Annotated in this window: 21 protein-coding genes and 2 tRNA genes; 15 read left to right on the plus strand and 8 right to left on the minus strand. The window is 53.3% G+C overall.

What is annotated here, in order from left to right:
- Positions 1-267: 267 nt before the first annotated feature.
- From HQL65_01880 to aas, 5 genes are all read right to left on the minus strand, one after another.
- The gene (locus tag HQL65_01880) at positions 268-1,905 is read right to left on the minus strand and encodes a GAF domain-containing protein (GenBank protein ID MBF0134963.1); all 1,638 of its coding nucleotides are present in this window, start codon (positions 1,903-1,905) and stop codon (positions 268-270) included.
- 587 nt (positions 1,906-2,492) lie between these two features.
- Positions 2,493-2,753 (minus strand): DUF1640 domain-containing protein, encoded by a 261-nt coding sequence (locus tag HQL65_01885; protein MBF0134964.1) that lies wholly within the window; start codon positions 2,751-2,753, stop codon positions 2,493-2,495.
- An 80-nt stretch (positions 2,754-2,833) separates the two neighbouring features.
- On the minus strand, positions 2,834-3,124 hold the full coding sequence (locus tag HQL65_01890) for a DUF1640 domain-containing protein (GenBank protein MBF0134965.1): 291 nt from the start codon (positions 3,122-3,124) through the stop codon (positions 2,834-2,836).
- Between the two features lie 107 nt (positions 3,125-3,231).
- A complete protein-coding gene (gene lplT, locus HQL65_01895; protein ID MBF0134966.1) occupies positions 3,232-4,455 on the minus strand; it encodes a lysophospholipid transporter LplT in 1,224 nt (407 codons plus the stop codon).
- Between the two features lie 19 nt (positions 4,456-4,474).
- A complete protein-coding gene (gene aas / locus HQL65_01900; protein MBF0134967.1) occupies positions 4,475-6,610 on the minus strand; it encodes a bifunctional acyl-ACP--phospholipid O-acyltransferase/long-chain-fatty-acid--ACP ligase in 2,136 nt (711 codons plus the stop codon).
- A gap of 308 nt (positions 6,611-6,918) precedes the next feature.
- Between aas and metG the strand changes: the two genes are divergently transcribed.
- From metG to HQL65_01920, 4 genes are all read left to right on the plus strand, one after another.
- Entirely contained in the window at positions 6,919-9,027 is a 2,109-nt protein-coding gene (gene metG, locus HQL65_01905; GenBank protein MBF0134968.1) for a methionine--tRNA ligase, read from the plus strand.
- A gap of 57 nt (positions 9,028-9,084) precedes the next feature.
- Positions 9,085-9,160: transfer RNA gene (locus HQL65_01910), tRNA-Glu, on the plus strand.
- Positions 9,161-9,443: 283 nt separating this feature from the next.
- Positions 9,444-9,722 (plus strand): DUF1640 domain-containing protein, encoded by a 279-nt coding sequence (locus HQL65_01915; GenBank protein MBF0134969.1) that lies wholly within the window; start codon positions 9,444-9,446, stop codon positions 9,720-9,722.
- 428 nt (positions 9,723-10,150) lie between these two features.
- A complete protein-coding gene (locus HQL65_01920; GenBank protein MBF0134970.1) occupies positions 10,151-10,552 on the plus strand; it encodes a hypothetical protein in 402 nt (133 codons plus the stop codon).
- 223 nt (positions 10,553-10,775) lie between these two features.
- Here the strand turns inward: HQL65_01920 and HQL65_01925 are convergent, their stop codons facing one another.
- Positions 10,776-11,021 (minus strand): DUF1640 domain-containing protein, encoded by a 246-nt coding sequence (locus HQL65_01925; GenBank protein MBF0134971.1) that lies wholly within the window; start codon positions 11,019-11,021, stop codon positions 10,776-10,778.
- A gap of 323 nt (positions 11,022-11,344) precedes the next feature.
- Here HQL65_01925 and HQL65_01930 point away from each other — a divergent pair, with 323 nt between their 5' ends.
- The 5 genes from HQL65_01930 (at position 11,345) to HQL65_01950 (ending at position 17,478) form a co-directional block, all read left to right on the plus strand.
- Positions 11,345-11,644 (plus strand): DUF1640 domain-containing protein, encoded by a 300-nt coding sequence (locus tag HQL65_01930; protein ID MBF0134972.1) that lies wholly within the window; start codon positions 11,345-11,347, stop codon positions 11,642-11,644.
- A 177-nt stretch (positions 11,645-11,821) separates the two neighbouring features.
- Entirely contained in the window at positions 11,822-12,307 is a 486-nt protein-coding gene (locus HQL65_01935; protein MBF0134973.1) for a rhodanese-like domain-containing protein, read from the plus strand.
- Positions 12,298-12,633 carry a thioredoxin family protein gene (locus HQL65_01940; GenBank protein MBF0134974.1) on the plus strand — a complete coding sequence of 112 codons (336 nt, stop codon included), beginning with the start codon at positions 12,298-12,300 and terminating at the stop codon, positions 12,631-12,633. Before HQL65_01935 ends, HQL65_01940 begins: the two co-directional genes overlap by 10 nt.
- A gap of 108 nt (positions 12,634-12,741) precedes the next feature.
- The gene (locus tag HQL65_01945; GenBank protein ID MBF0134975.1) at positions 12,742-16,170 is read left to right on the plus strand and encodes a tetratricopeptide repeat protein; all 3,429 of its coding nucleotides are present in this window, start codon (positions 12,742-12,744) and stop codon (positions 16,168-16,170) included.
- Between the two features lie 93 nt (positions 16,171-16,263).
- Positions 16,264-17,478, plus strand: coding sequence for a 6-phosphofructokinase (locus HQL65_01950; protein MBF0134976.1), 1,215 nt, complete (start codon positions 16,264-16,266; stop codon positions 17,476-17,478).
- Positions 17,479-17,566: 88 nt separating this feature from the next.
- On the opposite strand, the gene HQL65_01955 is transcribed toward HQL65_01950, so the two are convergent.
- Positions 17,567-17,653: transfer RNA gene (locus HQL65_01955), tRNA-Leu, on the minus strand.
- A 278-nt stretch (positions 17,654-17,931) separates the two neighbouring features.
- On the opposite strand from HQL65_01955, the gene HQL65_01960 reads away from it, so the two are divergent.
- Positions 17,932-18,456, plus strand: a complete 525-nt coding sequence (locus HQL65_01960) for an alpha/beta hydrolase (GenBank protein ID MBF0134977.1) — start codon at positions 17,932-17,934, stop codon at positions 18,454-18,456.
- Positions 18,457-18,550: 94 nt separating this feature from the next.
- On the opposite strand, the gene HQL65_01965 is transcribed toward HQL65_01960, so the two are convergent.
- Entirely contained in the window at positions 18,551-19,096 is a 546-nt protein-coding gene (locus HQL65_01965) for an adenylyl-sulfate kinase (protein ID MBF0134978.1), read from the minus strand.
- Between the two features lie 251 nt (positions 19,097-19,347).
- Between HQL65_01965 and HQL65_01970 the strand changes: the two genes are divergently transcribed.
- The 5 genes from HQL65_01970 to HQL65_01990 all read left to right on the plus strand — a co-directional run.
- Positions 19,348-19,536 (plus strand): hypothetical protein, encoded by a 189-nt coding sequence (locus HQL65_01970; protein ID MBF0134979.1) that lies wholly within the window; start codon positions 19,348-19,350, stop codon positions 19,534-19,536.
- 60 nt (positions 19,537-19,596) lie between these two features.
- Complete coding sequence (locus tag HQL65_01975) at positions 19,597-20,988, plus strand: GAF domain-containing protein (GenBank protein MBF0134980.1); 1,392 nt, start codon at positions 19,597-19,599, stop codon at positions 20,986-20,988.
- Between the two features lie 375 nt (positions 20,989-21,363).
- The gene (locus HQL65_01980; GenBank protein ID MBF0134981.1) at positions 21,364-22,827 is read left to right on the plus strand and encodes a DUF3369 domain-containing protein; all 1,464 of its coding nucleotides are present in this window, start codon (positions 21,364-21,366) and stop codon (positions 22,825-22,827) included.
- Positions 22,828-22,992: 165 nt separating this feature from the next.
- Complete coding sequence (locus tag HQL65_01985) at positions 22,993-23,328, plus strand: hypothetical protein (GenBank protein MBF0134982.1); 336 nt, start codon at positions 22,993-22,995, stop codon at positions 23,326-23,328.
- Positions 23,325-24,672, plus strand: a 1,348-nt coding sequence (locus HQL65_01990; protein MBF0134983.1) for a chemotaxis protein CheW, incomplete at its 3' end; no start/stop codon positions are given. The genes HQL65_01985 and HQL65_01990, both read left to right, overlap by 4 nt.

Below are 24,672 nucleotides of genomic sequence, written 5' to 3' on the forward strand. Positions count from 1 at the left end.
AGGAGGGGGCAGCCAATTCTCCAGCCCAGCCAACGCCTTCCAAGAGCGTTCCTGCCAAGGAGGAGGGGGCAGCCAATTCTCCAGCCCAGCCAACGCCTTCCAAGAGCGTTCCTGCCGGGAACGGGAAGGGTAGCGGCGGCGGACAGTAACCCAAGGCTCGAAGTTATTGGTGGGTATTGCGGGTATTGGCGGGGGGGCCGTCAATATCGGTATGTCGTGCCAGCCTGCCAGGGTTTGGATTCACGGGTGCGGACAATTTGCGAAAACTTAGGTTGAAGGGGGAGGGGGGGTATAGCCAGGGATCTGTTTGACGTCCACTTCGTCGATCTGTTCGGGCGAGAGATATTGTTCTGCGTAGCGCATGAATACTTTCTGGTCGATGAACACCTGGAACAAATCCGGATCGATATGTTGATCCTTTTTCATGAAACCCAGAATTTTCAAGGATTGTGCCAGCGTTTTGCCAGGCTTGTAGGGACGGTCCCTGGCGGTCAGGGCTTCGAACACATCGGCGATGGCCATGATGCGGGCCTGAATGGACATCTGGTCGCGTTTCAACCCTTTGGGATAGCCGGTGCCGATCATGGTTTCGTGATGTCCGCCAGCCATTTCCGGGACGCGGGCCAAATGTTTGGGGAAGGGGATGGCTTCCAGCATTTTGATGGTGGCCACGACGTGATTGTTGATGATTTCCCGTTCTTCCTTGTTGATGGTACCCCGGTCAATATTGAGATTGTAGACCTCATTTTCCGTCAGGAAATTGCTGATTTTTCCATCCGGATCCTGCCATTGATACTGACTGATGGCGGCAACCCGCTCTTTTCTTTCCTTGGACATGAACTCGCCACCCACATTCGATTCGCGAATAAAATCCCTGTCGCTTTGAATGTGTTTTATTTTGTTATTGAATTCGTCATCAATGGCCGCATGGTCGGGTTTTTCGCCTTTTTCGAGGATGGCCAGCTTTTTCTTCAACATGTCAATTTCGGCATCCCGTTTCAGGACTTCGAAACGGACATCGACCATTTTGACCCGGTCAAAGATGGTTTCCAGTTTGGTGGCTTTATCGACCACTTCGGTCGGTGTGACCACCTTGCCACAGTCGTGCAACCATGCCGCGATCTTGAGTTCGTAAAGATCATCTTCGGTGAGGCTGAAATTTTTCAATTCGCCCACATTGGCACCGCAGGCAGCCTCCGCCAGCATTTCCGCCAGAACGGGTACGCGATGGCAGTGTCCGCCGGTATAGGGTGATTTTTCGTCGATGGCGGTGGCGATGGACTGGATGAAGGATTCGAACAGCTTTTTCAAATCCGTGATCAGGCGTTGGTTGGTCAGGGCGATGGCGGCTTGTGAGGCGAGGGACTCTGCCAGACGTTGATCTTCAGCCGTAAAGGCGATGATCCCACTGGTTTCGGGATCTTTGGCATTGATCAATTGCAGCACCCCGATAATCTGATTTTCGTGATTTTTCAGAGGTACGGTCAAAAACGAGGTCGAACGGTAGCCGGTGTTTTTATCGAAAGCCCGTGTGCCGGTAAAGTCAAACCCTTCGGCTTGATAGGCATCCGGGATATTCACGGTCTTGTCCTGGATGGCGCAGTAGGCCGCCACCATGGCCAAGTTGGGTTTGCCATCCTTGAACAGGGGCAACTCCGGGAAATTGATGGGAATACCCGTGGTACCGCCCATGGCGATCTTCAAGGAGTCGGTACGGATGATTTCAAATTTGAGGGTTTTGCGATCTGTGGCCAGGTAGATTGTCCCGGCATCGGCATTGGTCAGTTCCTTGGCTCCGAGGAGAATATTCTCCAACAGGCGGTTGGTATCCCGTTCGGAGGAGAGGGCAATGCCCAACTCATTCAGTTTGTTGATGCGACGCAACAAATCCCCCGATGCGTGCATTGAGCCTGCACTGTCGTCAGACGCAGCCTGATCCAGATTATCATCAATTTTTTTTGACTTATTTTCAACGTTTTCCACTTCGGACTCCGACAGGCATGCCTGAAGATCAATTGGCTTCAATGAATCATTTGTCGTCTTTTTTTTCATGTTTTCCGACCATCGGCAACCAAAACATTCTCATCCCCGGCGGCATTATACCAAAATTTATCCATGCATCCATCGGGAAAAAGCAGGGATCTGTTTTTTTCCCCTGACAAAATCAAATACAGGGGTTGGTTTGGATAGGATCAAATTTGTCGCATAAGGTATATTATGTTAAATTGCCACTGGAGTTCCTCCCCCCAGGCCTGTGCATTGTCACACCCCCATTATGTCAAATGGCCAATACAACGGCCAAAGCTGTCCAACACACTCCCAAGATGCGTCCATTATGTCAAATGGCCTGCCGGGTTTCCTTTTTGAAACCTCGGGCATCCCAGGTTCAATGTTCAATCCGGGCATCCTTCCAGGTTCAATCCTGCTCCCAGGCTCACTCCCAGGCTCATTGCAATCCAGGTTCAATCCTGCTTCCAGGCTCACTCCCAGGCTCATTGCAATTTAATGAGGACAGCAAGGGCACTGAATCCGGCAATCATGATCCCGCCCAGGCGGATGATAATGCGGTATTCGAGTTCACGCATATCGGTCCTGAGTGTCGCAACATCCCCTTTGGTTGCAAGCTCTTTCAGTTGGGCTTCGTGGACTTTTTTAAGAGCGCCAACCATGCCTTTGGCTTGCACTTCATCAAAACCGGATGCCTTCAATTCCTCAACGAATTCCAAGGTGTCAAACGTGACGGTAATGGTCATGGCACTCTCTCCCAAAAAAATCAGATCTTGTACCGATTCTGTCAGTCTACCACCCGATCTCGAAAATTCCAAACAAACTGTCAGTGCGGAAAAAAGGCCTTGAGAATGAGGGCCAGAACGCCAGCCATCATGATGCCAAACATCCATTTGATGACAGCCACGTCTGTACGGATCGGAGCCAGTTCCTTTTCCAGCTTGGTATCCATGCGAACCCCCAGATCCCTGAGATCCCGTCTGGTGGCAAGGTCTTCCAGATTTTTATCAAACACCTCAGCCTGGGCTTCGGCCAGCCCTTCGGCCTGCTTTTCGTCAAAGCCCGCTGCCTTGAGTGTCTTGACATATTTCAGAGTATCAAAGGTGATTGCCGTCATGTGTAATTCCTGTAAAAAAATCCATCCTGAAGCTAAAGCTGACCCTGACCTCGTCAGTTTACCAGATTCGTGCAGTCTACCATACCCGATTCGTGCATGCATCCTTATTATGGTGCAGGGAAATCGGTTCTTCTGGCCCGTGACCAGCGCAACCAAAGCACCCCGATGGCAACGGAGAGAAACAAGCCGAATCCGGCTGCCAGTAAATTGGCCGGTGCCCCTCCCCTGACGACCAGGGTATAGCCGCCAATCATCAGGAGCATGGTGGCATTTTCGGCCAGATTTTGCACGGCGATGGCATGTCCGGAACCGACACTTTGGTGGCCTTTTTCCTGGAGCAGGGCATTCAGGGGCACGACAAAGAAGCCGCCACAGCCGCCAATCAGCACCATGACCACAAAGGCCATGGGCAGATTGGTGGTTCCCGAGAGCAGGCACACGGCAAGACCGATCAGGACGCCGGCAGGCAGGGCACGTTCAGCCTGTGCCAGGGTGACAAATCTGGCGGCCAATCCGGCCCCCAGGACGATGCCAACGGCCACCATGGCATTCAGGTAGGCAGGCATGCTGTTCGTGGTGATGCCCAGGGCGACCGGCACCCAGATCACGAGTAAAAACCGCATGGTCGAGCCTGCCCCCCAAAAAATGCTCGTGCCGATGATGGAAAACCGGGCATCCGGAACCCGAAACAAATCCCGCACCGCCTGGAAAAAATCCCGAAACAGTCCTGTGAACGAAAGCGCACCGACCGGATGGGCCGGCTTGAGCCTGGGAATGAACAGATTGGCCAAGGCCGCCACGCCATAACAAACCGTTACCACGACCAGGGTGCCCGGAATGCTCCAGTCGGCCAAGGTGCCACCGGCAATGGCCCCCGCCAGAATGGCCACAATGGTCGAAGATTCCATCAGGCCATTGGCCTTGACGAGGTGATCGGATGAAGTCAGTTCGGAGAGGATGCCATATTTGGCCGGCGAATAGGCTGCCGCGCCGATTCCCACCACACCATAGGCAACAAAAGGGTTGATGCCCAGATACATGCCGAGGGCACCCGCAAGCTTGAGACCATTGGCGGCCAGCATCACCCGTCCCTTGGGAATGGCATCGGCAAAGGGACCGACAAAGGGGGCCAATAGAATGAAGGCTCCCACAAAAAATTCCTGCAACAAGGGGGCGGCCCAATCCGGATAGTGGGTTTGTTTGAGCAGGGCCAGGGCACCAAACAGCAGGGCATTGTCCGCCATCGCCGACAAAAACTGCGCCACCAGCACTGCGACCAGGCCACGCGACCACAAAGGGCGCGAAATGACTGTGGTTTCATCGTGTGACATCAATAAATCCTTGCAAGGGCTATCGGGTCAGGGTGGCATCGGCCATTTTTTTCAGGGTGACATAATCGGTTTTTCCCGAGCCAAGCAGAGGCAAGGCATCGATTTTCTGAAGCAAACGGGGTACGGCCAGTTCCGGTGCGCCCAGGTTTTTGGCGGCTGCCAGGAGCTGTTTGCGGTCGAGGGCAGGGGCGGTTGTGAACAAAATCAAGGCTTCTCCCTTGGCCGCATCCGCCCGGGTCGATGCGGCATGCAGAAAGCCGGGTGCGGCCTGGGATGCAATCTGCTCGACCACCTCCAGGGAAATCATCTCCCCGGCCAACTTGGCAAAACGTTTCAGGCGGCCACGGATGTGGACAAAATCGTCGGCATCGATGAAGACAATGTCACCGGTTGCATACCACCCCTCCCCCAACGATTCCGGCGGTTGAATCTCCCCGGGTTTATCGTAGAGAAAGTAGCCTTTCATCACATTGGGGCCTTTGACGTGCAGGACACCCCCCTCCTCGACCCCGGGCACCGGCTCCAGTTGATATGCCATACCCGGGACAATCTGGCCGACACTGTTGGTGCGACAGGCCATGGGCACGTTGACGGCAACCACCGGGGCGCACTCGGTCACACCATATCCTTCCAGAATGCGAATGCCAAACTTGTCTATCCACAGCCGACGCACGGCATCCGAGAGCTTTTCCGCGCCAGCGATAACGTAGCGCAAACGGCCAAAATCATAGGGATGGGCAAATTTGCCATAATTGGCCAGAAAAGTCGGTGTCCCGAACAGGACCGTGCAATCGCGATCATAGACGATTTCGGGAATGATGCGATAATGCAAAGGGGTCGGATAGAGAAAAACCTTGCATCCCGACACCAGCGGCAACATGGCACCGCAGGTGAGACCGAATGAATGGAACAGCGGCAAGGCCATCATGAATTTGTCCAGCGGCGAAAAATCGGCCACGGAACGAATTTGTGCAACATTGGAAAGCAGGGATGTGTGCGAATGGACCACGCCCTTGGGTTTGCCCTCGGAACCGGATGTAAACAAGACCATGGCCGGCGCATCGGGATGCTGGGCAACCATGGCGGTTGTTGGAAACAACAGATGCCAGACCACCCACAATTTGTCCGACAGGCCGAAGTGAGTCTTGAGGTCTTCCAGATAGTGAACCCGCACGCCTGGAAGTTGCTCGACAAGATGATTCAGGCGGGCTTTTTCAAGAAAGGTCCGTGATGCGACAATCGTCTGGATACGGGCCGTCGTGCAGGCGGCACGCACCCCTTCCGGGCCAGCGGTGTAATTGAGCATGGCAGGCACGCGCCGACCGGCGGAGAGTGCCAACAACAGGGCCAACGTTGGGGCGGCATTGGGCGTCATGACCCCGACGACTTCACCCTCCCTGGTGATCGGTGCCAAAAGCCGGACCATGGCCAGGGCCATTTTGAGAAGCGAGCCGTAGGACTCCTCCTGCAAACGCAAATCTTCAACGAGCTTGTAACCGGTGCCGAATGTCGCCCTGGCATCGAGGAAAGCCTGGAACAGGGTTCGTTCCGGGCGGGTGGCAACCAGCATGTCCAGCAGAATGTGCCGCATCAATTCACCGGCCCGCCGCCGCCGCAGTTTCGCGGTAGGCAGGTCCGGCATGGAAATATGGCGGCGCGGCTGGATGGCAATGTGAACCCTGGGCAACAGTTTGCGGGGATAGATGCCGGCCAGTCGTCCGAAATAACTGCGGCCCGCTCCCTCGATACGCACCGGTACGACGGTCGCGCCGCTTTTCGCAGCCACAAAGGCCGCACCATCATAGACCTTCATCAGGGATCCCGTGACCGTGATGCGTCCTTCCGGAAAAATGATCACGGGAGTACCGCTTTGCACGAGCTTAAGGATCAATTTGATGGCGAGCGGACTGGTAGAATCGACGGCCAGGTGTGGTACATGTTGCAGGATCATCCTGAAAAACCGGTTGTTGGCCACCGTGGAATGGACCACAAAGGTTGCCTCGACCGGCAGGAACAGACCGAGCAGAACACCATCCAGGAAGGATTCATGATTGGCGACAATCAGGGTACGTTCATTGCGGAGAGCCTCTGCATTGCCAGTGATGCGCACGCGAAACAACACTCCAAAAATGGTCCGTAAAATATTTTTCAGCATGGCGTTTTTCCCATATGGATGAATCCCATTCAAACTTTTTTACAATGTCAGCGCCAAAACATTGCCATCCCATTCGTTAGCGCCGACTGACTTTATTTCCCCTCCCCCTCCCCTGTTCAAGGGTTTTCTCTCCCCCTCCCCTGTTCAAGGGTTTTCCCTTTCCCGTTCGCATGCTGCCAATCGTATCATTCCTTGTGGCACGTTGGCCATATTTTCCTGCCTTGACTTGCCGTTATCTTCCGGCAAGCCTAGAATTCCCCGGTCCAATTGCCAAACCCGATATATCCTGTGAAAGGATTGTTGCCGCCATGTCGCGTCGTATTCTGGTCACCAGTGCCCTCCCCTATGCCAACGGGCAAATCCATCTGGGCCATCTCGTAGAGTATATTCAAACGGATATCTGGGTCCGCTACCATAAGCTGCGCGGGCGCAAGTGTGTCTATATCTGTGCCGATGATACCCATGGCACCCCCATCATGATCCGCGCCAGACGCGAAGGAATCACCCCCAAGGAACTCATCACCCGCATGCACGGGGAGCATACCCGGGATTTTGCCGGATTTGCCATTGATTTCGATAATTATTACAGCACCGATTCCGAGGAAAATCGGAAAATTTCCAACATGATCTACGAAAAAAACCGTGACAGCGGCCACATGGACCGCCGCATGGTGCGCCAGGCTTATTGTGAAACCGATGGCATGTTTCTTCCGGATCGTTTTGTGCGTGGCACCTGTCCTTCCTGTGGTGCCCTCGATCAATACGGCGATGCCTGCGAAGTGTGCAGCAGTACCTATGCACCCCTGGATCTGAAGGATTCCCGCTGCGCCGTATGTGGTGCCCAGCCCGTTGAACGCGAATCAGAACATATTTTTTTCAAACTCGGTGATTTTGAACCTTTCCTGAAGGAGTGGACCCGTTCCGGACGCTTGCAGGAAGAGATGGCCAACAAGCTTGATGAATGGTTCAAGGAAGGTTTGAAGGATTGGGATATTTCCCGGGATGGTCCCTATTTCGGCTTTGAAATTCCCGATGCCCCGGGAAAATATTTTTACGTCTGGCTGGATGCCCCCATCGGTTACATGGCTTCAACCATGAACTGGTGTCAGCAGGTGGGACAAAATTTTGCCTCCTACTGGGCCAGCGATGTGCATGCCGATGTCTATCACTTCATCGGCAAGGATATTCTCTATTTTCATACCTTGTTCTGGCCAGCCCTGTTGCAGGGGGCCGGGTTTCGGACCCCGACGGCGATTTTTGCCCATGGTTTCCTGACCGTCAACGGCATGAAAATGTCCAAGTCGCGGGGCACTTTCATCAATGCCCGCAAGTATCTGGAATTTCTCGATCCAGAATATCTGCGCTACTACTATGCCGCCAAATTGACCAGCCGTGTGGATGATATCGACCTGAATTTTGAGGATTTTGTGCAGAAGGTCAACAGCGATCTGGTGGGCAAGGTGATCAATATTGCCGCACGCACCGCCAATTTCATTCACAAGTTTTACGAAGGCAATCTGGCCACGCAATACCCGGACGATGGCGGTCTGCACAAGCAGTTTGTGCAGGCCGGTGAAGAGATCGGTCAATATTATGAGGCCCGCGAATATGCCCGGGCCATGCGGACCATCATGCGTCTGGCCGAAGAGGCCAACCGGTTTGTCGAGGCGAAAGCGCCCTGGCAGTTGGCCAAGGAGGAACGTTTCACCGCCGGTTTTCCGAATGCGTTGCAGGATACCTGCACCATTGCCTTGAATCTGTTCCGTATTCTGATCACCTATCTGAAGCCGGTGTTGCCGCTGCTCGGCAGAAAAGTTGAGCATTTGTTTAATGTCGCGGCATTTAACTGGGAGGATTGCGAACGTCCCTGGCATCACGAAAAATTAAAACCATTCAAACATTTGATGGTACGGGTGGATCCGCAAAAGGTGGAGGATCTTCTCCAGGCATCCAGGGAAGAAGGGGAAGCCCCTTCCCCGCCGGTTGCTTCTGTATCTTCCCCCTCGCCTGCCTCTTCTTCTGGATCCTCGCCTGCCTCATCCCCATCCCCTTCCCCTTCCCAACCAGAAAGCAATGATCTGGCACCAGAAGTCACTATCGACGACTTTGGCAAGGTGGATTTGCGGGTGGCGCGTATTGTGACGGCGGAAGCTGTTCCTGGTGCCGACAAGCTCTTGAAACTGACCCTGGATCTGGGAACCTTGGGAACGCGGACTGTTTTTGCCGGCATCAAGACCGCCTACCCCGTGCCCGAAACCTTGAATGGTCGCCTTGTCGTCATGGTGGCCAATCTCAAGCCCCGCAAAATGAAGTTTGGGCTTTCCGAGGGCATGGTTCTGGCTGCCGGGCCTGGTGGCAGCGATGTGTTTCTTCTTGCTCCCGATGCGGGTGCCCAGCCAGGCATGCGCATCAAATGAGGAAAAGAGCCTTGCCTTGCAGGGCCGTTACGTCCATAATGAGTCTTTCCTGAATGTGTCCCCATCGTCTAGAGGCCTAGGACGCCGGCCTCTCACGCCGGTAACAGGGGTTCGAATCCCCTTGGGGACGCCATATACCAATCCGAGACATCCAACATCCGCGCTCAAGGGTGCCATCACCCCAACCAGGGAAGTGCATCGAACGGATATTTGCACTATCTCCCTGACTGATGCGTTGATGTCTATAGCCACCGACCCCTTCCGTTTTCCCGACCCGGTTGGTGGCCATATGGGCCGTTCCCGGTTGTGGCTTCCCGTTGCGAAAAAGGCCATATGCTTGGGGTATTTCTCCCGGTAAATTTTACAGCATAAAAGTCAATGGGATTTTGATAAAGTGGGATGGAAAGGAGATTCCGATGACGACGATCACGTTCGACACGCACGCCTACATCAAGGAATTGAAAGCCGTCGGGTTTACCGAAGAACAGGCCGAAGTTCAGGCCAACACCCTTTCCAGCATCTTCAAAACAAACCTGGATGAACTGGCCACGCGGCGGGACATCAAGGAACTTGAATTGGCTACCGGACGTGAAATCGCCGAGGCCAAGGCCGAAACCATCAAGTGGATGTTTGGTGTGGCCACCGGTCAGGCGATGTTCATTATTGCCATTCTCAAGCTGTTCCCGTCGCACTGAATGACGGAAATCAGCCACCCCACAACAGAAATGGGGTGGCTGATTTGTTTGTCTATCGCATCCGATTCAGCAACCGGGTTTTCACTTGGTCAAATTCTCCCCGCTTGATCAAGCTGATTTGACGGATGCCCAAAGGCTTTTTGACATCCTCCCAGACTTTCATTTTATTCCTCCCTTAACGAAAATTAATCTTGTCGGGATTGACAAGAAATTTTCGTATTTCTTACATATATACCAAGATTTACTTGTTATGACGGGTTGATTTATGCCGAAAAAGTCTTGATTGTTCATTTAAAAATTGCATTTAAGTAGTTTTTTATTTTATTGAATTTTTCACATAATCATGTAATATGGTTCCATCTGATCATATACATAGATATAGCTTAATTAAAAAGGTGAATACATGGATATCAAAAATAATTGCAAACATGCATGACGAACTTGTTGTGATTTATGTAGTTATCTCGGTTATAAAATTTTATGCACTTGGTATGCAGAGAACTATATTGCTTATATCAAGAAAAGCAGATTATCCATATAAAATCATGGCAATATTGTTGCCTGCCTGGTTTCCAATGGTCTGGGGTATTATTATTTCGAGATGGATTATATTGTGCATTATTGCAATATACTGGAATTGGTTGATTGCTGCCGGAATTTTAATTGTCAATTTTGCATTAGATGTTTTGTTGCCAATACCGTATCACATATATATACCAATCTTTAGAAAAAAATTAATAAAGATAAAAAAATCAGATCCTGATGTAGGTTCTTTGCTGGAACATGGGTTTGAGCCTGCAATATTAATCTTTACGTCGCCAGATCCATAAATTTTTTAAAGTTTTTTGTTTCCAGAACGCCGACCGGCGGATTGTCGGGATTTTGGCGGCATTCCTCGACAGATTCCCGACAGAGCATCAAGATCAGTTGGCCGAGCTTGCCGGGCTGGATCTTTCGCTTGTGGTCGATGACCAAATCCAGAACCCCATGAATTTGCACGCTTCATGGGTCTTTTGCGTCGCAGGCACCATCCGGCGGGTGTTTCGTGAATGGTCAGTGTGAAAAGAACGACTTCATGATGAGCGCCATGACGCCGGCCAACTGGATGCCGATCATCCATTTGAGAAGCACCAGATCTGTACGGATGGGAGCGAGTTCGATTTGCAAGTCCCGTCTTGTAACAAGTTCATCGTGCGATTTGGCAATCACACGCACGACCGCGTCGGCCTGGTCCGCCGGAAACCCGGCAACCTTGAGGAGCTTGACCAGTTCCAGAGTGTCAAAGGTGACAGTGGCCATGTCTATTTCTCCAAGTGCAATTGATGACGGAACCAGCATACCACAACCGAATCCAGATTTGGGGATAATTTCGTTTGACATTTGAGGACGAGCTTATGTAGCATCCCCATTGTCACGGAATTCAGCAAAGATATGTTAAGTAAAACCAATAAGATAGATTGTCAGTTCGGTGTCCCACTGCGGCGCAGGCTTCCAGTTTCTGGGGATTGGGATGGCTGTCGAATCCGGCGATGGATTGTTGATATGGCAGGAGAGGAGTTGCGAAAAATGGCTGTCCAAAGTTAATGGATTCCTGGCAGGAACAAGATGGGAGATAGATTCCGATGACAACGATCACGTTTGACACCCACGCCTACATCAAGGAATTGAAGGCGGTAGGTTTCACCGAAGAACAGGCCGAAGTTCAGGCCAACACCCTTGCCACGATTTTCAAGACGAGCCTGGATGAACTGGCAACGCGGCGAGACCTCAGGGAACTTGAATTGTCCACCAAGCGGGATTTCAAGGAGCTTGAAACCAAAATTGCCGAAGCCAAGGCTGACATGATCAAATGGATGTTTGGTGTGGCCGCCGGTCAGGCAATGTTCATCATTGCCATTCTCAAACTGTTCCCGTCACACTGAAACGGCCAAAATGAGCCGCCCCTACCATGAAAATGGGGTGGCGGGTTTGTTTGTTTGTCGAATCCGATTCGGCAACCGAACTTTCACCAGGTCAAATTGTCTCCTCTTGATCAGGCCGATTTGGCGTAAACTCCAGAGGTCTTTTGGTATCCTGCTTTTTCGGAAGAAGTATTGCGAATGTTTTTCAACAATAAAAACAGTGAATTGCCCATCGAAAAGTTCATGACCCATCCGGTTGCGTTCACCCTGCTGGATGTTCGCGGCAGCACGGATTACGATCCGACCATTCCCGGCTCGAAACGGGTCTATCTGTTGTCCCTGGAAGAACGCATGGACGAATTTGAAAAACGTTTCGAAGCACAACTGTTGCAACGTCCCCTGCTTGTCTATTGCAGTAAAGGGGATGGCAGTCAATACATCCTGAAAAAATTTTCCAAGAGGTTTCAGGTGCAAAGCCTCAAGGGAGGCATGGTGGCCTACCTGGAAACCATCTCTCGCCTGCTCAATGAACACCCCTATGAAAAGCCGGAAAAACGTGACGAAATCATGTCGAAAATGTTGATGACCCTGACCAATCGTCAAACCCCACCCGATACGTTCCATAAAATCATCAAACATTTGATCCGCTCCTCACCCAACCCGGAGGTCAGAAAATGGCTCTGAAAAGCACGCCAAGTGAATCCCTGCGGCGGGTGTTGCATGAAACCCCACACCACAAGCTCCTGTTTGTGATTTTTTCTGGAAAGCAGTGTTTTGTCTGCGAAAAGTTGCGCCAGCATCTTCCCTGGTTTGCCAATTCCCATCGTGAAAAAATTCACGTCATGGTCGTCGATGTCCAGAGGTACCCCGAATTGACCACCGAATACGGCATCACCGGCATTCCAACCATCATGGTGTTTGCCAAAGGCAATCGAATTCATACCGCAATTGGCGTGAGCAGCAAAAGTGAACTTAAAAAAATACTCAAAGAGACATCCAAGGCCATTTGATTACGTGGCGAGAAATTCCTGGGTCGCATGATTCATCCGGAAAATTTGTTTCTCCTTCATATAGGGCGCACACCTGGAATATCGCCGTCATGGGATATTCAGTTGCAGGTGAATCAACACCCCCCGGAGCCTCTCATGCGGGTGGATCGGCAACGTCTGCGCGCCATCCAACTCCTGGTGGAAGGATATCGGCGAACCTTGATCAACCCGGCCCCGATGGACTTGGCAACCGAGGGGTTGGCCGGGGTCGGGCTGGAGTTGTTCGATCTGGGACTGGCACCCTCCTGGGCCAGTGTCCAGGCAAGGTTGATTCCCGGTTTGCCACTGCGTCTGGTCATTGTTTCCTCCATTCCCGAGGTCCTGAATCTTCCCTGGGAAGTGACCCGTCTGCCGGATGGACGTGTTCTGGGGTTGGATACAGGGGTGGGATTGCGCCGTTTGCCCGATTTTGCCGCCCCCGTGCAGCACTGTTGTTCCGTCCTGCCCCCCCGCCCCTTGCGCGTCATTTTGGCCATCTCGGTACCCGCCGATGCCGAAGAACATGCCGCCATTCCGGTTGAATCCCTGACCTCGGCATTCCTGGAAGCCATTGCCGGTACCGGTGCAGAGTCGCTGTTGACCATGACCGCCACCGGTAGCGTCGCCGAACTGCGGGAACACATCCGCCACCTGCAACCGCAACTCGTCATATTGTGCGGCCCCGTGCGCATCCAGCGGGGTGATGGTTTTTTCGGCTTCGAGGCCGGGGATGGGCGTCTCGACCTGCACACCAGCCATGAAATGTACCAGGAACTGTTTCTGGAATCCGGCGTGCAATGTCTGATGCTGATCGGTTGTCATGCCAGTGCCGCCCCACCATTGGCCGCGACGAGTGCCATTTGTGCGGCGGTCGTGCAAAACGGCATGCCCCTGGCCGTGGCATGTCCCACGGTCGAGACGGCATTCCTGACGCCGTTTTTGCAGGGGGTGGCCCAGGGCCTGCCCCTGGAAACCGCTCTCAACCAGGCCCGCAATACCTGCCGATCAACCTGCGGCGAACAATCCCCCCCCACCTGGACCCTGCCCATGCTGTTTGGCGGCTCGCAACAGGGGTTTTTGTTCAACGTCGCGGCGCTTTCCGCTTCTGTCCATCCGCAACCCAAAAAACCGGATTGGGACTCCCCGCCTGGCATGCATCTGGGGGTGGCCGGTCATTTTTGGGGTCGGCGTCCGGGAACGGAGGGATTGTTGACCGGCCTGCGGGAAAAGACCATTGGCCTCCTGCATGTTTCCGGGCCGCAAGCCAGCGGCAAGAGTTCCTTGATTGTGCGTCTGGTCCGGGGCATGGCCGATCTGGGACACCCGGTCCTGGCGGTGGCGGGAACCCCGGCCAATCCCGTGACCGCCGCCCGTCTGTTGCAAAGCGTCATCCCGGTCTTGAAACGCCAGGGTTTCAAAAGTGAAACCAGCCAACTCAAGGATGGGTCGCTGCCGATCCGGGATCGGCTGGCACACCTGGTGGATGTTTTGACCCGGCAGCAAGGCTTGATTCTGCTGTTGGATGATGTGCAACCCTGGCCGACACCGGGAGAGTATCGGGGAAACAGCGATCCGGATCTGGCCTGGTTTTTTTATTTGTTCTGGCAAAAAGGTCCGGGAGAGACACGCATCCTGGTCACCGGACCCGATCCCCTGCATTGGCCCGAACCCCTGCCCGCCTGGGTCACCCGTTTTGCCCTGGAACCCTTGCCCGTTGCCCTCCTGGCTGGAATCGCTCTCCGTGAACGCTCCATCGTCGCCCGCCTGACACCTGGACCCGAGGGGTGGAACGAGGTGCAGAACGCCTGTCAACGACTTCCGGGTCATCCAGCCTGGGTGCGCCCGGTCCTGGCGACCGATCCCGGGCAACTCGCTTCTGTGCCGGTCGCCGACTCATTGACCGCATTTTTTGCCACCTGGTCCGGCGACGAGCGCCGCCAACTGACCCAGGCCGCCCTTCCCCATCTGGCCCTGCCCACAGAAGGAATTTGCCAGGTGACAGGCATGGAATCGGATCAACTGTTTGGCTGGCTGGATGCCGGCATCATCGACTCCTGGCACCCTCCCGGCAGGGAGAGACTCTGGAAAGTACCTCCCGGAATCCGGGATTGGCTTTTACGGACTGAAGATATGTCTTCTCCCCACATCCATGAAGCACAGCGGCGGATCGGCGCGTATCTGCTGCGCATGTTCGAGGAAAACCGGGAAGAAATTCTGGGGCTGACCTGGGTCGATATCCTGATGGAGGCCCGCTTTCACTGGGCACAAGGGGGGGATCTGCCGACGGCGGCGGCCATCTCGGGAAAAATCAGCCATGGACTGGAAATTCAGGGCCTGTTCGCCGAACTCGAAAGGGTCAATCGGCAATTTCTGCTCTGGGGATCCCACCCCTCCCCGCTGTTCTGGATTGCCCAATCCTGCCTGGGACGCGGTGAATTGGAACAGGCCATGGAGTGGTTGCAACGCAGTCGGGAAAGTGTTCAGGATCAGGATGGGTATTGGGTGGAACAGGCTGCTGCCTGGCAGGGCGAGGCGGAAATCCAACTGACCAAGGGGCGTCTCGAAGCCGCCCGCAATGGCTTTCATGCGGCCATGACCCTGCTGCACACCGCCGGGGACCGGGAAGGCGAAGCCGCCATGGCCACCCAGGTGGCGGCTGTCCATCTGCGCCAGGGGCTTCTGGAAAAAGCCACCGCCCAATTGCACCATGCCCTGTCCCTCCAGGAAGATGCCCAGGATCGAACGGGTGCCGCCAGAACCTTGTCCAGATTGGCGGAAGTGGATCTCGCCCGGCAGGATTATGCCGCTGCCCGCCAAAAACTGCGGCTGGCCCTGACCGTTCAGGAAGAGATGCACGATCGGGTGGGCGAATCAACATCGCAAGCCTTGTGGGGCATGCTGGAAATGCAAAGCCAGCGTCCGGAAAAGGCATTGCCCCACTTCCAGCGGGCCATCGCCATTTACCAGGAACTGGGGCATCTGGTGGATTTGGCTTCCACCTTGCCGGTGGCAGGACACATCCTGTATACTCTGGAACGTTTTTCCGAATCCCGACAATATTTTACCATGGCGGAACCCCTGTTGAAACATTTGGGACAAAACGCCATGCTGGCAAGCATTCGACACCAGATGGGCATCATGGATTTATTGGAGGGTTCCCTGGAGAGTGCCCTGGACCATTTTCGGGATGCCCTGTTTTTGCGCGGCGAGACCGGGGATCAGCCGGGAGAGGCCGCCACGTTTTTTCATCTGGGGCAATTGGCCCGCATGCTGGGTTTGGAAGCAGGTGCCCTGCGCCTGATCGGCCTGAGCTGGCGTCTCAGCGTCCGCCATGATCTCCCGGATGGAACGCAACAGGAAACCCTGTTCCGTGCCCTCGCCCAAGAAATGAACCTGGATGCTTCACAAGCCGATGCACTCCTGGAGCGGATATGGAATGATTATCTGACCGATGGTGGCAAGGCCTTTTTTCAGGCCATTTTTGGTGCAAACCGGGATTCTCTTGCCGTCACCGGTTGAAGAATCGAATAATTTGGTGAAGAATCGGCTGGTGGTTTTTTTGTTTTTCATGGGTGTTCCACGATATCACGCGATCAAAATGAGGAGGACATGATGCAACGGGGTAACGTTCTGGTAGCACAGGGCGGCGGACCGACAGCGGTGATCAACCAATCGCTGGTGGGCGTCGTTCTTGAAGCACGCAACTATGCGCACGTCGAGGGTATCTATGGTGCCCTCAACGGCGTTTCCGGTATTGTCAAAGAAAATTTCCTGGACCTGACCCAGGAGACCATCGAAAACCTGGAACGGGTGGCTGCCACGCCTTCTTCCGCCCTGGGTTCCACGCGGGACAAGCCGGACCGGGCCTACTGCCAAAAAATCTTCGATGTCCTGAAAGCCCACAACATTCGCTACTTCTTCTACATTGGCGGCAACGACTCCTCCGATACCTGCCGGATCGTCGGTGAGTTTGCCAAAGAGTCCAAGTATGAAATGGTGGCGGTCCATGTGCCCAAGACCGTGGACAACGACCTGATGGAAAACGACCACACCCCCGGGTTTCCTTCAGCCGCCCGGTTTGTGGCCAGCGCTTTTGCCGGTGTCAACCTGGACAACCGGGCGCTCCCCGGCGTCTATGTGGGCGTGGTGATGGGACGGCATGCCGGCTTTTTGACCGCCGCCGCCGCCCTGGGTCGGATCTATCCAGACGATGGCCCGCACCTGATCTACCTTCCGGAACGTGTTTTCGACATGGACAAGTTCCTGATCGATGTCAAAACGGCCTATGACAAACATGGCCGTTGCGTCATTGCGGCTTCCGAAGGCATCCATGACAAGGAAGGAACCCCCATTGTCACGAAACTGATGCAAAAAGTGGAGAAAGATGCCCACGGCAACGTGCAACTCTCCGGCACCGGTGCCCTGGCCGATCTTCTTTGCGATCAGGTCAAGGAAAAGCTCGGCATCAAACGGGTGCGGGGCGATACCTTCGGCTATCTGCAACGCTCCTTCCTGGGTGTAGTCTCCGACGTTGATCAACGCGAAGCCCGCGAAGTGGCCCAAAAAGCTGCCAAGCTCGGTATTGGCCAGGGTTTGAGCGGCTCCGTCGCCATCAAGCGCGTTGGTGACTATGCTGTCGAGTATCAGCTTACCGATCTTTCCAAGATCGCTGCCAAAACCCGTGTGATGCCCGACGATCACATCAATGCCGCCGGCAACGATGTCACCGAGGCCTTCAAACACTATCTGCGCCCCCTGCTCGGCACCACCATGCCCGATCAGGCCCACCTCCAGGCTCCCAAAGTGGCAAAGATTCTGAACAAGTAGTCTCTTACGTCTGCTCTTGTAGCCGAATGAGTTCGGCGACGATCATGCCAAAACCGGTTTCGTCCTTGTGGCGAAACCGGTTTTTTTTTGGTGCCCACGACCGGAATCGAACCGGTACGGCCTTGCGGCCAACGGATTTTAAGTCCGTAGCGTCTACCTGTTCCGCCACGCGGGCCTAATCCAAGCGTGATTTCCTGTGAATGACATCCTGCGAGACAGGGCATCAAGCTGAACGGCAATTCGGAATAGGGGAAGCATATCTCATGGACAAAGAGTATCACAGGGTCCATGTTTTGCCAAACGCATGCTTGCCTGTCGCGTACCGGAACGTCAGGCAACAAAACTGGAGATTCATTTTCCGGCATGGCAAAATGGTCAGGTGATGGGGGATGGGGTTTGGCAAACCGGACTCCCTGACACTTTGGAAAAACCACTGACCAGGAAAGACCGGGGATGGAAAAAAATCAGGATGTGGTCTATTTCGCCCACGGCAAGGAAGGGACCCCTTGGGGCAGAAAGATTGAACGGCTGGCAGAAGTGGCCCGCCAACGCGGATTTCATGTGGAAAGTCCAGATTATACCGGTATTGCGGATCCTGACAAGCGTGTTGAAAAACTCCTGGAGCTTGCTCCCGGTGCGGCCCGTCACCTGGTTTTGGTCGGATCGAGCATGGGGGCCTACCTGTCCATCGTGGCTTCCAAAAAACTCTGTCCGGATGGCATATTTCTCATGTCTCCTGCCCTGTATCTCTGGGACTATGCCATACAGGATCCTGAACCACACGCCCGGGTCCTGGTGGCCGTCCATGGCTGGCGAGATGATGTCGTTCCCCCGGCCAACTCGGTCCGCTTTGCCCAGAAGCACAAAGCCACCCTGCATATGATCGACAGCGACCACCGATTGCTGGATGCTCTGCCTTTTCTCACCCAGACTTTTGACTGGTTTCTGGAGCAGGTGTTGGCGGGTGGAAACAAATGAACAGCATGGACGCCATGCAGTCACGGATGCATGGAACCACGAGAAACGGTGTTCCGGATTTTCTTGACCATGGTATTCGGAAGTGGCTTTACTGTCAGGCTGAGCGGCTCTTCAGGGAGATGGCGTCCAGAATTCCTTCAACGATGGCATCGGGGGTTTTGCTGCCGTCGTTGTCCACGACAATATCGGCCGGTTCCGGATCCTTGACCGGAATATCCATGCCCATGACGTGTTGCAGTTTTCCATCCAGATGCCGGCTGTAGATTTGCCTCTGGTCGCGTTGGATCAAGACGTCGATCCCGACACGCAAATAGATTTGCCGATAGTTGCGAATGTGTTTACGGTTCCAGGACCACACTTCCGGAAACATGGAGATGGTGGCACAGACCACGTCAAATCCCTGGTTGGCAAGCATGCGGCAAAGATGGGCATAGCGCATGGCCAGGACCAGCCGCTCGCCTGGCGAATGGGCCTGTTGGGCACCAAATATTTCCCGTAACATGTCACCATCGAGAAAAATGGGAGGTCGTCCCAACATGCGGAGTTTTTTGGCCAAACGACTGCCTATGGTGGTCTTTCCTGAACCGGCCAGACCGGTGATCCAGTAAACCGTTCCTGATGACGGTGTGGATTCTTGCATGCCTTGCGCTCCCTGCGCGTTCGTTACACAAAGGTGACAAACACAAAAAATCCCCACAATTTCGAATGCGTCAGCCGGAACCCTCTTGTCAAGGTATTGTCAAACCGTGGGGATGGTGCCCATTGTCAATATGCAAATTTTAATCCAATACTGTCTGGATTCGGTTGGGCAACAGCCTGGGGATCGGTTATGATCCATGCCAACAGTCCAGGACAATGAATGGAATCTCACACTTGGGAAAGGAAGATTCAATGAAAAGAAAAATATTGTTATTCATGATTTTTTCCCTGCTGATCGGCTGCCAGAGAAGTTGGCAGCACTCCTTGTTGCAGGGAGACAATACCGACAAGACAGCCCGGGGAAAGGAAATGATGCCCCCCACACCCGATGTTTCCCAACCGGTAAAAGCGTCTGATGCGAAAAAAAACCGCAATCAATAGCATACAATAACACCTGCAAAGGTCGGCAGTTGCATTCTACAGGGCGGTCCAATAATTCCCATGGCGATGGTATCGGAAGCCAGGATTGTTGATTTTGAGAAGAATTTTCAACAATCCCTGATTTTTCAAAAGACAATCAACGATATCTATCGTATATCGTTCCTGTCGATCCCTTTGGAACAACAACTGAAAATGGCTTTGGAAAGTATTCTTCACATTCCGTGGCTGTTTGTTCAATCCAGGGGGGCCATTTTTCTGGCCGATGAAAATACCCGCCAATTAACCATGCAAGCTCACAAGGGATTGTCTGGCGATCTGCTGCGCACCTGCGCCATCATACCATTTGGACAATGCATGTGTGGAAAAACTGCCGAGACCAGGTCGCTCCAGCATGCCGAAAACATGGACAGCAAACACGATATTCGAATCCGGGACATGGAACCGCACGGTCATTATGTCGTGCCGCTTCTTTCTGGTGAGAAGTTGTTGGGCGTACTGAATCTGTACTTGGAAAGCGGGCACTCATTTCGAAGAGAGGAGACAGAGCTGTTGAAAGCTTTGGCCAGCACCCTGGCCAGCCTGATTGCCCGCAAGGAAGCTGAACAACAGCTTCTGAACAACAACCTCGATCTGGAAGCGCGGGTTCAGGAGCGGACCCAGGAGTTGCAGGAGCATGTCGATTCCCTGCACAAATACCAAAAACACATGATCCGCTCGGAGCGTATGGCTGCCCTGGGTGGGCTGGTGGCCGGAATTGCGCACGAAATCAATACCCCGATTGGCATCGGGTACACGGCAGCCACCCATCTGGAGGAGCGCAGCCGGGTCCTGGAGCGGCGTTTTCAGGATGGACTGTTGACCCGCGATGAGCTGACCGGGTACATGGCCGATCTCAGGGAGGCCTGCCGTCTGATCGTCATCAATCTGGGGCGGGCCGGTGATTTGATCAATGGTTTCAAGAGGGTGGCAGTTGATCAGACAAGTCAGGAAAAACGGAGCTTTGCACTGCGATCCTATCTGGAAGAAATATTGTTGAGTCTGCATCCAAAACTCAAAAAATCCCCCCACTCCGTCACCCTGCACTGCCCGGAAGAGATTCGTCTGACCACCTATCCGGGTGCCCTGTCGCAAATATTGACCAACCTGATTCTCAACGCCCTGATTCATGCCTTTCCCGATCAGGAACATGGCAACATCACCATCGAGGTGTGTGAAGAAGAGAGCAACATGATCCTGTTGTCTTTCCAGGATGACGGTCAGGGCATGACACCTGAATTGCTCAAACAAATTTTTGAACCTTTCATAACGACCCGGCGCAATCAGGGTGGAAGCGGTTTGGGTCTGTATGTTGTCTACAATCAGGTGACCCAAAAATTGTGTGGAACAATCCACTGCGAGAGTCAACCAGGTCATGGAGCGAAATTTTTGATTCGTTTTCCGGCACGATTATGAACTGATCCATGCAAAATTTTGTTTCCTGCAACGGGTTGGGAACAGGCCAAAATCGAATGCAATTCCCATATAATCGATTGATTCATAAAGATTATTATTATATGATGACAATCGATTTGAATATATTTCGAGAAAATCAGGGTTGAACTGGTGCATGGAATCAATTACAATTTCTTCGAAACTTTTCCGGATTCGAATATTTCAGAAAAGCAATCTGGAGTTTGTCGATAAAATACGGATCAAGACAAACGTGGGGAATGCGGGGGAAGATGCGTGAAGACAACCAGGGATACTCTTGATTTTCTGGCGGCAGACACTCCGGCAGAGCAACACCCGGAAACGAGGAGTGTTGTTGGTTTGTCCCCATGGAAGATCATGATTATTGACGATGATGTGGATGTACATCCCGTCACCAGGCTTGTATTCAAGAATTATCGTTTCGAGGGACGGGGTTTGGAGTTTGTGCTTGGTTATTCCGGGGCAGATGCCATCCATCTCATGCAGATGCATCCCGATACGGCTGTATTGTTTTTGGATGTGGTCATGGAGACCGAGGATGCCGGACTCCGGGCTGTTCGATATATTCGTGAAAAACTCGAAAATCCCTTTGTACGAATTGTTCTGCGAACCGGTCAACCCGGTCATGCCCCGGAAACCGAGGTCATTGCCGAGTATGATATCAACGATTATCGAGACAAGGCCAACCTGAGCAGCCGCAATCTGCTGACCTCACTGACTTCCAGCCTGCGGGCCTATCGCGATATTCGCACCATTGAAAATACCCGGATTGGCTTGAAAAAAATCATTCAGGCAACCGGAAATTTGTTTGAGGTCCGCTCCCTGGGACAACTGGCAACCGGCATTCTCACCCAATTGGCCGCCATCATTACACACGAAGAGCAATCCGGTTCAAACAATCAGGCGGCCTGTTTTGCGGCAACGGTCAAACGAGGCAACTTGAATATTTATGCGGCCTTCGGGTTTTATGAAAGTTGTGTCGGACGACCCTTGTCCGAGGTGGTACCGCCGGAGGTGAACGACATGGTCCGGCTTGCCAAGGAGACCCGGAAAAGCGTATTTACCGACAACCATTTTCTGGGATATTTCCTGACCCGTAACGGCATGGAAAATCTTATTTATTTGAAAAGTCACCGCCCGCTGGGAAAGGCGGATCAGGACCTGATCGAAATATTTTCCTTGAACATTGCCGCCGCCTTTGAAAACCTGTTCCTGAATCGCGAAATCATCAGCACCCAGAAGGATGTCACCTTTGCCCTGGGAGAGGTGATCGAGGCCCGTTCCGGCGAGGCCGGACAACATGTCAGGCGCGTGGCGGAAAGTTCCCGCCTCCTGGCACAACTGGCCGGACTTCCGGATCGGGACGTGGAACTGATCTGGCTGGCCGCTCCCATGCACGACCTGGGCAAGATTGCCATTCCTGACTCGATTCTCTCCAAACCGGGCAGACTCAGCCCGGAAGAGATGGATGTCATACGTACCCATACCGAGATTGGCAGTCGTGTTCTGGGCAACAATGATCGTGGCATCATTCGAACCGGTGCCCTCATCTGCGAACAGCATCATGAAAAGTGGGATGGCACAGGTTATCCCAGAGGGCTGGTCGGTGAACAGATTCATATATTTGCCCGCATCATTGGTCTGCTTGACGTTTTTGATGCCCTCCTTCATCCCCGGGTTTACAAGCCGGCCTGGTCGCCGGAGCAGGTCCGGCAGCATTTCGAAAAAGAGCGCGGTGCCCATTTCGATCCGCACCTGATTGACTTATTTTTAAAACATTTCAATGAGTTTCTCGAAATTCAAAAAGCCTTCCAAGAGTGAAAAAACACACTCGGCAGATTCCTGGCAGATTGCCCCCCGATTCCCATGAAAAATAAAATGTACCATATTCCACCCTGGTCAGGTTAAAATGGCGGACAGGCAAGAGGTCTGGATCTGATGGGGCAGGCGATAAAATAATTCAATTGATTAACAAGGTGGAATGGCATGGCCGAAGATCAAAATGCAATTCTCGTCAAATTTTTGAAGGATTTTGAAGCCAGATTCTCTTTGATGCAGGAAGAACTGGACAAGATGAAAGAGCGTCTGGATGCCATGGGTGCCCCTGAAAGTCAGGAAGATGCTCAGAAAAAAAATGAGCTTCTGGGAAAAATTCAGGATACCCTTCGGGTGACACGGGAAGAGGTGGAAAAAATCCGTCAGCAACAGGGTAAACAAGACAAACGCCTTGAAAATTTCAAGAGCGAAAGTCATTTCGGAACCATCGTCACCATCGTGGTCTTTTCGTTTTTATTCATTCTAACCATGTTCATGCGGTCATGATGAAACTGTTGACTTTCAAACTGGACAACGAAACCTTCGGAGTCGATATCGACGAAGTACAGGAGGTTCTCGAGTATATTCCCCTCACGGCTGTTCCGGGAACCGATGCCAATGTCAAGGGAATCATCCGCCTGCGCGGAGTGGTGGTTCCGGTTGTGGATCTGCGGCAACGTCTGGGCCGTTATTCCATTGAACCCACCCGGAGCAGTGCCATCGTCATCATGGACCTTCCTTGGCGTCGTGGAAGCCGCTATTTTGGTGCCCTGGTGGACGGGGTTGAAGAGGTGGTGGACATGTTGCCACAGTCACTTCTGCCCCCCCCGCGTACTGGTCAACAACCTGGAGCAGGTTACATTCGTTCCATGGGGCGGCATGGTGAAAAATTTGTCATGATCCTGGATACCCGTACCCTGTTTTCTTTTGCCGCTGAAGAAGTTGCCCAGGAAAAACAATCAACTCCCGATCAGACATTCACTTCAAAACCTGAACCTGAGGAGGAAAACCATCTTCTGTTGCCGAATGAAGACCTGGAATTATCTCGGTCTTTTCCTGCGACTGCACCTGTTGCGCCGAAGCCTGCCCGTAAAGCGGACCGGAAACCATCTTCCACACCAAAACCGGTAGACCATGATCGTGTAACGCCGACTTCCACGCCAAAACCGGTAGACCATGATCGTGAAACACCGAAAATTTCTGCGGCACTGGAAAGCTCCGCAGAAATGGACAATTCTGGACACAAGGAATCCTCTCCTCCGTCCGGGATCAAGGAAGATGCATCCCTCGCCGTTTGTGGTAATCTGGCCGAAGCAGATCAGGATGCCCTCCTTGATGCAGCCGCCAGGGAGGAATTACTGAAATCAGAAAATGCGGAAGAAAGGGCGGATATTTCCGAAGAAAGGGCGGATATTTCACTGGACGGCCCTCTGGAAGAAATTTCTGAACAACCTGCTGACGTTGTTGCGGAAGAAACCGTACCTGCCATCAGCGAAGACCGCTCGGACTCCCGGGACACAGTTCCTGAAGAGCCTGTGCCGACAGCCACAAAATCACCGGCTGCCAGTGAAATCCGCCTGGACTCCTGGGACGAAATCCCTGAACAGCCTGTGCCGGCTGCCACAAAATCTCCCGCTCCCAGCGAAATCCGCCTGGACTCCTGGGACACAGTTCCCGAAGAACCTGCCCCGGTTGGCGCAAAATCTCCCGCTCCCAACGAAATCCGCCTGGACTCCTGGGACGAAATCCCTGAACAGCCTGTGCCGGCTGCCACAAAATCTCCGGCTGCCAGCGAAATCCGCATGGACTCCTGGGATGCGGTTCCTGATGAGCCTGTGCCGGCTGCCACAC

This window comes from Magnetococcales bacterium (genome assembly GCA_015228935.1).
In the GTDB taxonomy this organism is placed as follows: domain Bacteria; phylum Pseudomonadota; class Magnetococcia; order Magnetococcales; family DC0425bin3; genus HA3dbin3.

Coding starts and splice junctions, on each gene's coding strand:
- HQL65_01880 (MBF0134963.1), bottom strand. CDS start 1,905: ATGCACGCATCGGGGGATTTGTTGCGTCGCATCAACAAACTGAATGAG.
- HQL65_01885 (MBF0134964.1), bottom strand. CDS start 2,753: ATGACCATTACCGTCACGTTTGACACCTTGGAATTCGTTGAGGAATTG.
- HQL65_01890 (MBF0134965.1), bottom strand. CDS start 3,124: ATGACGGCAATCACCTTTGATACTCTGAAATATGTCAAGACACTCAAG.
- lplT (MBF0134966.1), bottom strand. CDS start 4,455: ATGTCACACGATGAAACCACAGTCATTTCGCGCCCTTTGTGGTCGCGT.
- aas (MBF0134967.1), bottom strand. CDS start 6,610: ATGCTGAAAAATATTTTACGGACCATTTTTGGAGTGTTGTTTCGCGTG.
- metG (MBF0134968.1), top strand. CDS start 6,919: ATGTCGCGTCGTATTCTGGTCACCAGTGCCCTCCCCTATGCCAACGGG.
- HQL65_01915 (MBF0134969.1), top strand. CDS start 9,444: ATGACGACGATCACGTTCGACACGCACGCCTACATCAAGGAATTGAAA.
- HQL65_01920 (MBF0134970.1), top strand. CDS start 10,151: ATGCATGACGAACTTGTTGTGATTTATGTAGTTATCTCGGTTATAAAA.
- HQL65_01925 (MBF0134971.1), bottom strand. CDS start 11,021: ATGGCCACTGTCACCTTTGACACTCTGGAACTGGTCAAGCTCCTCAAG.
- HQL65_01930 (MBF0134972.1), top strand. CDS start 11,345: ATGACAACGATCACGTTTGACACCCACGCCTACATCAAGGAATTGAAG.
- HQL65_01935 (MBF0134973.1), top strand. CDS start 11,822: ATGTTTTTCAACAATAAAAACAGTGAATTGCCCATCGAAAAGTTCATG.
- HQL65_01940 (MBF0134974.1), top strand. CDS start 12,298: ATGGCTCTGAAAAGCACGCCAAGTGAATCCCTGCGGCGGGTGTTGCAT.
- HQL65_01950 (MBF0134976.1), top strand. CDS start 16,264: ATGCAACGGGGTAACGTTCTGGTAGCACAGGGCGGCGGACCGACAGCG.
- HQL65_01960 (MBF0134977.1), top strand. CDS start 17,932: ATGGAAAAAAATCAGGATGTGGTCTATTTCGCCCACGGCAAGGAAGGG.
- HQL65_01965 (MBF0134978.1), bottom strand. CDS start 19,096: ATGCAAGAATCCACACCGTCATCAGGAACGGTTTACTGGATCACCGGT.
- HQL65_01970 (MBF0134979.1), top strand. CDS start 19,348: ATGAAAAGAAAAATATTGTTATTCATGATTTTTTCCCTGCTGATCGGC.
- HQL65_01975 (MBF0134980.1), top strand. CDS start 19,597: ATGGCGATGGTATCGGAAGCCAGGATTGTTGATTTTGAGAAGAATTTT.
- HQL65_01980 (MBF0134981.1), top strand. CDS start 21,364: ATGATTATTGACGATGATGTGGATGTACATCCCGTCACCAGGCTTGTA.
- HQL65_01985 (MBF0134982.1), top strand. CDS start 22,993: ATGGCCGAAGATCAAAATGCAATTCTCGTCAAATTTTTGAAGGATTTT.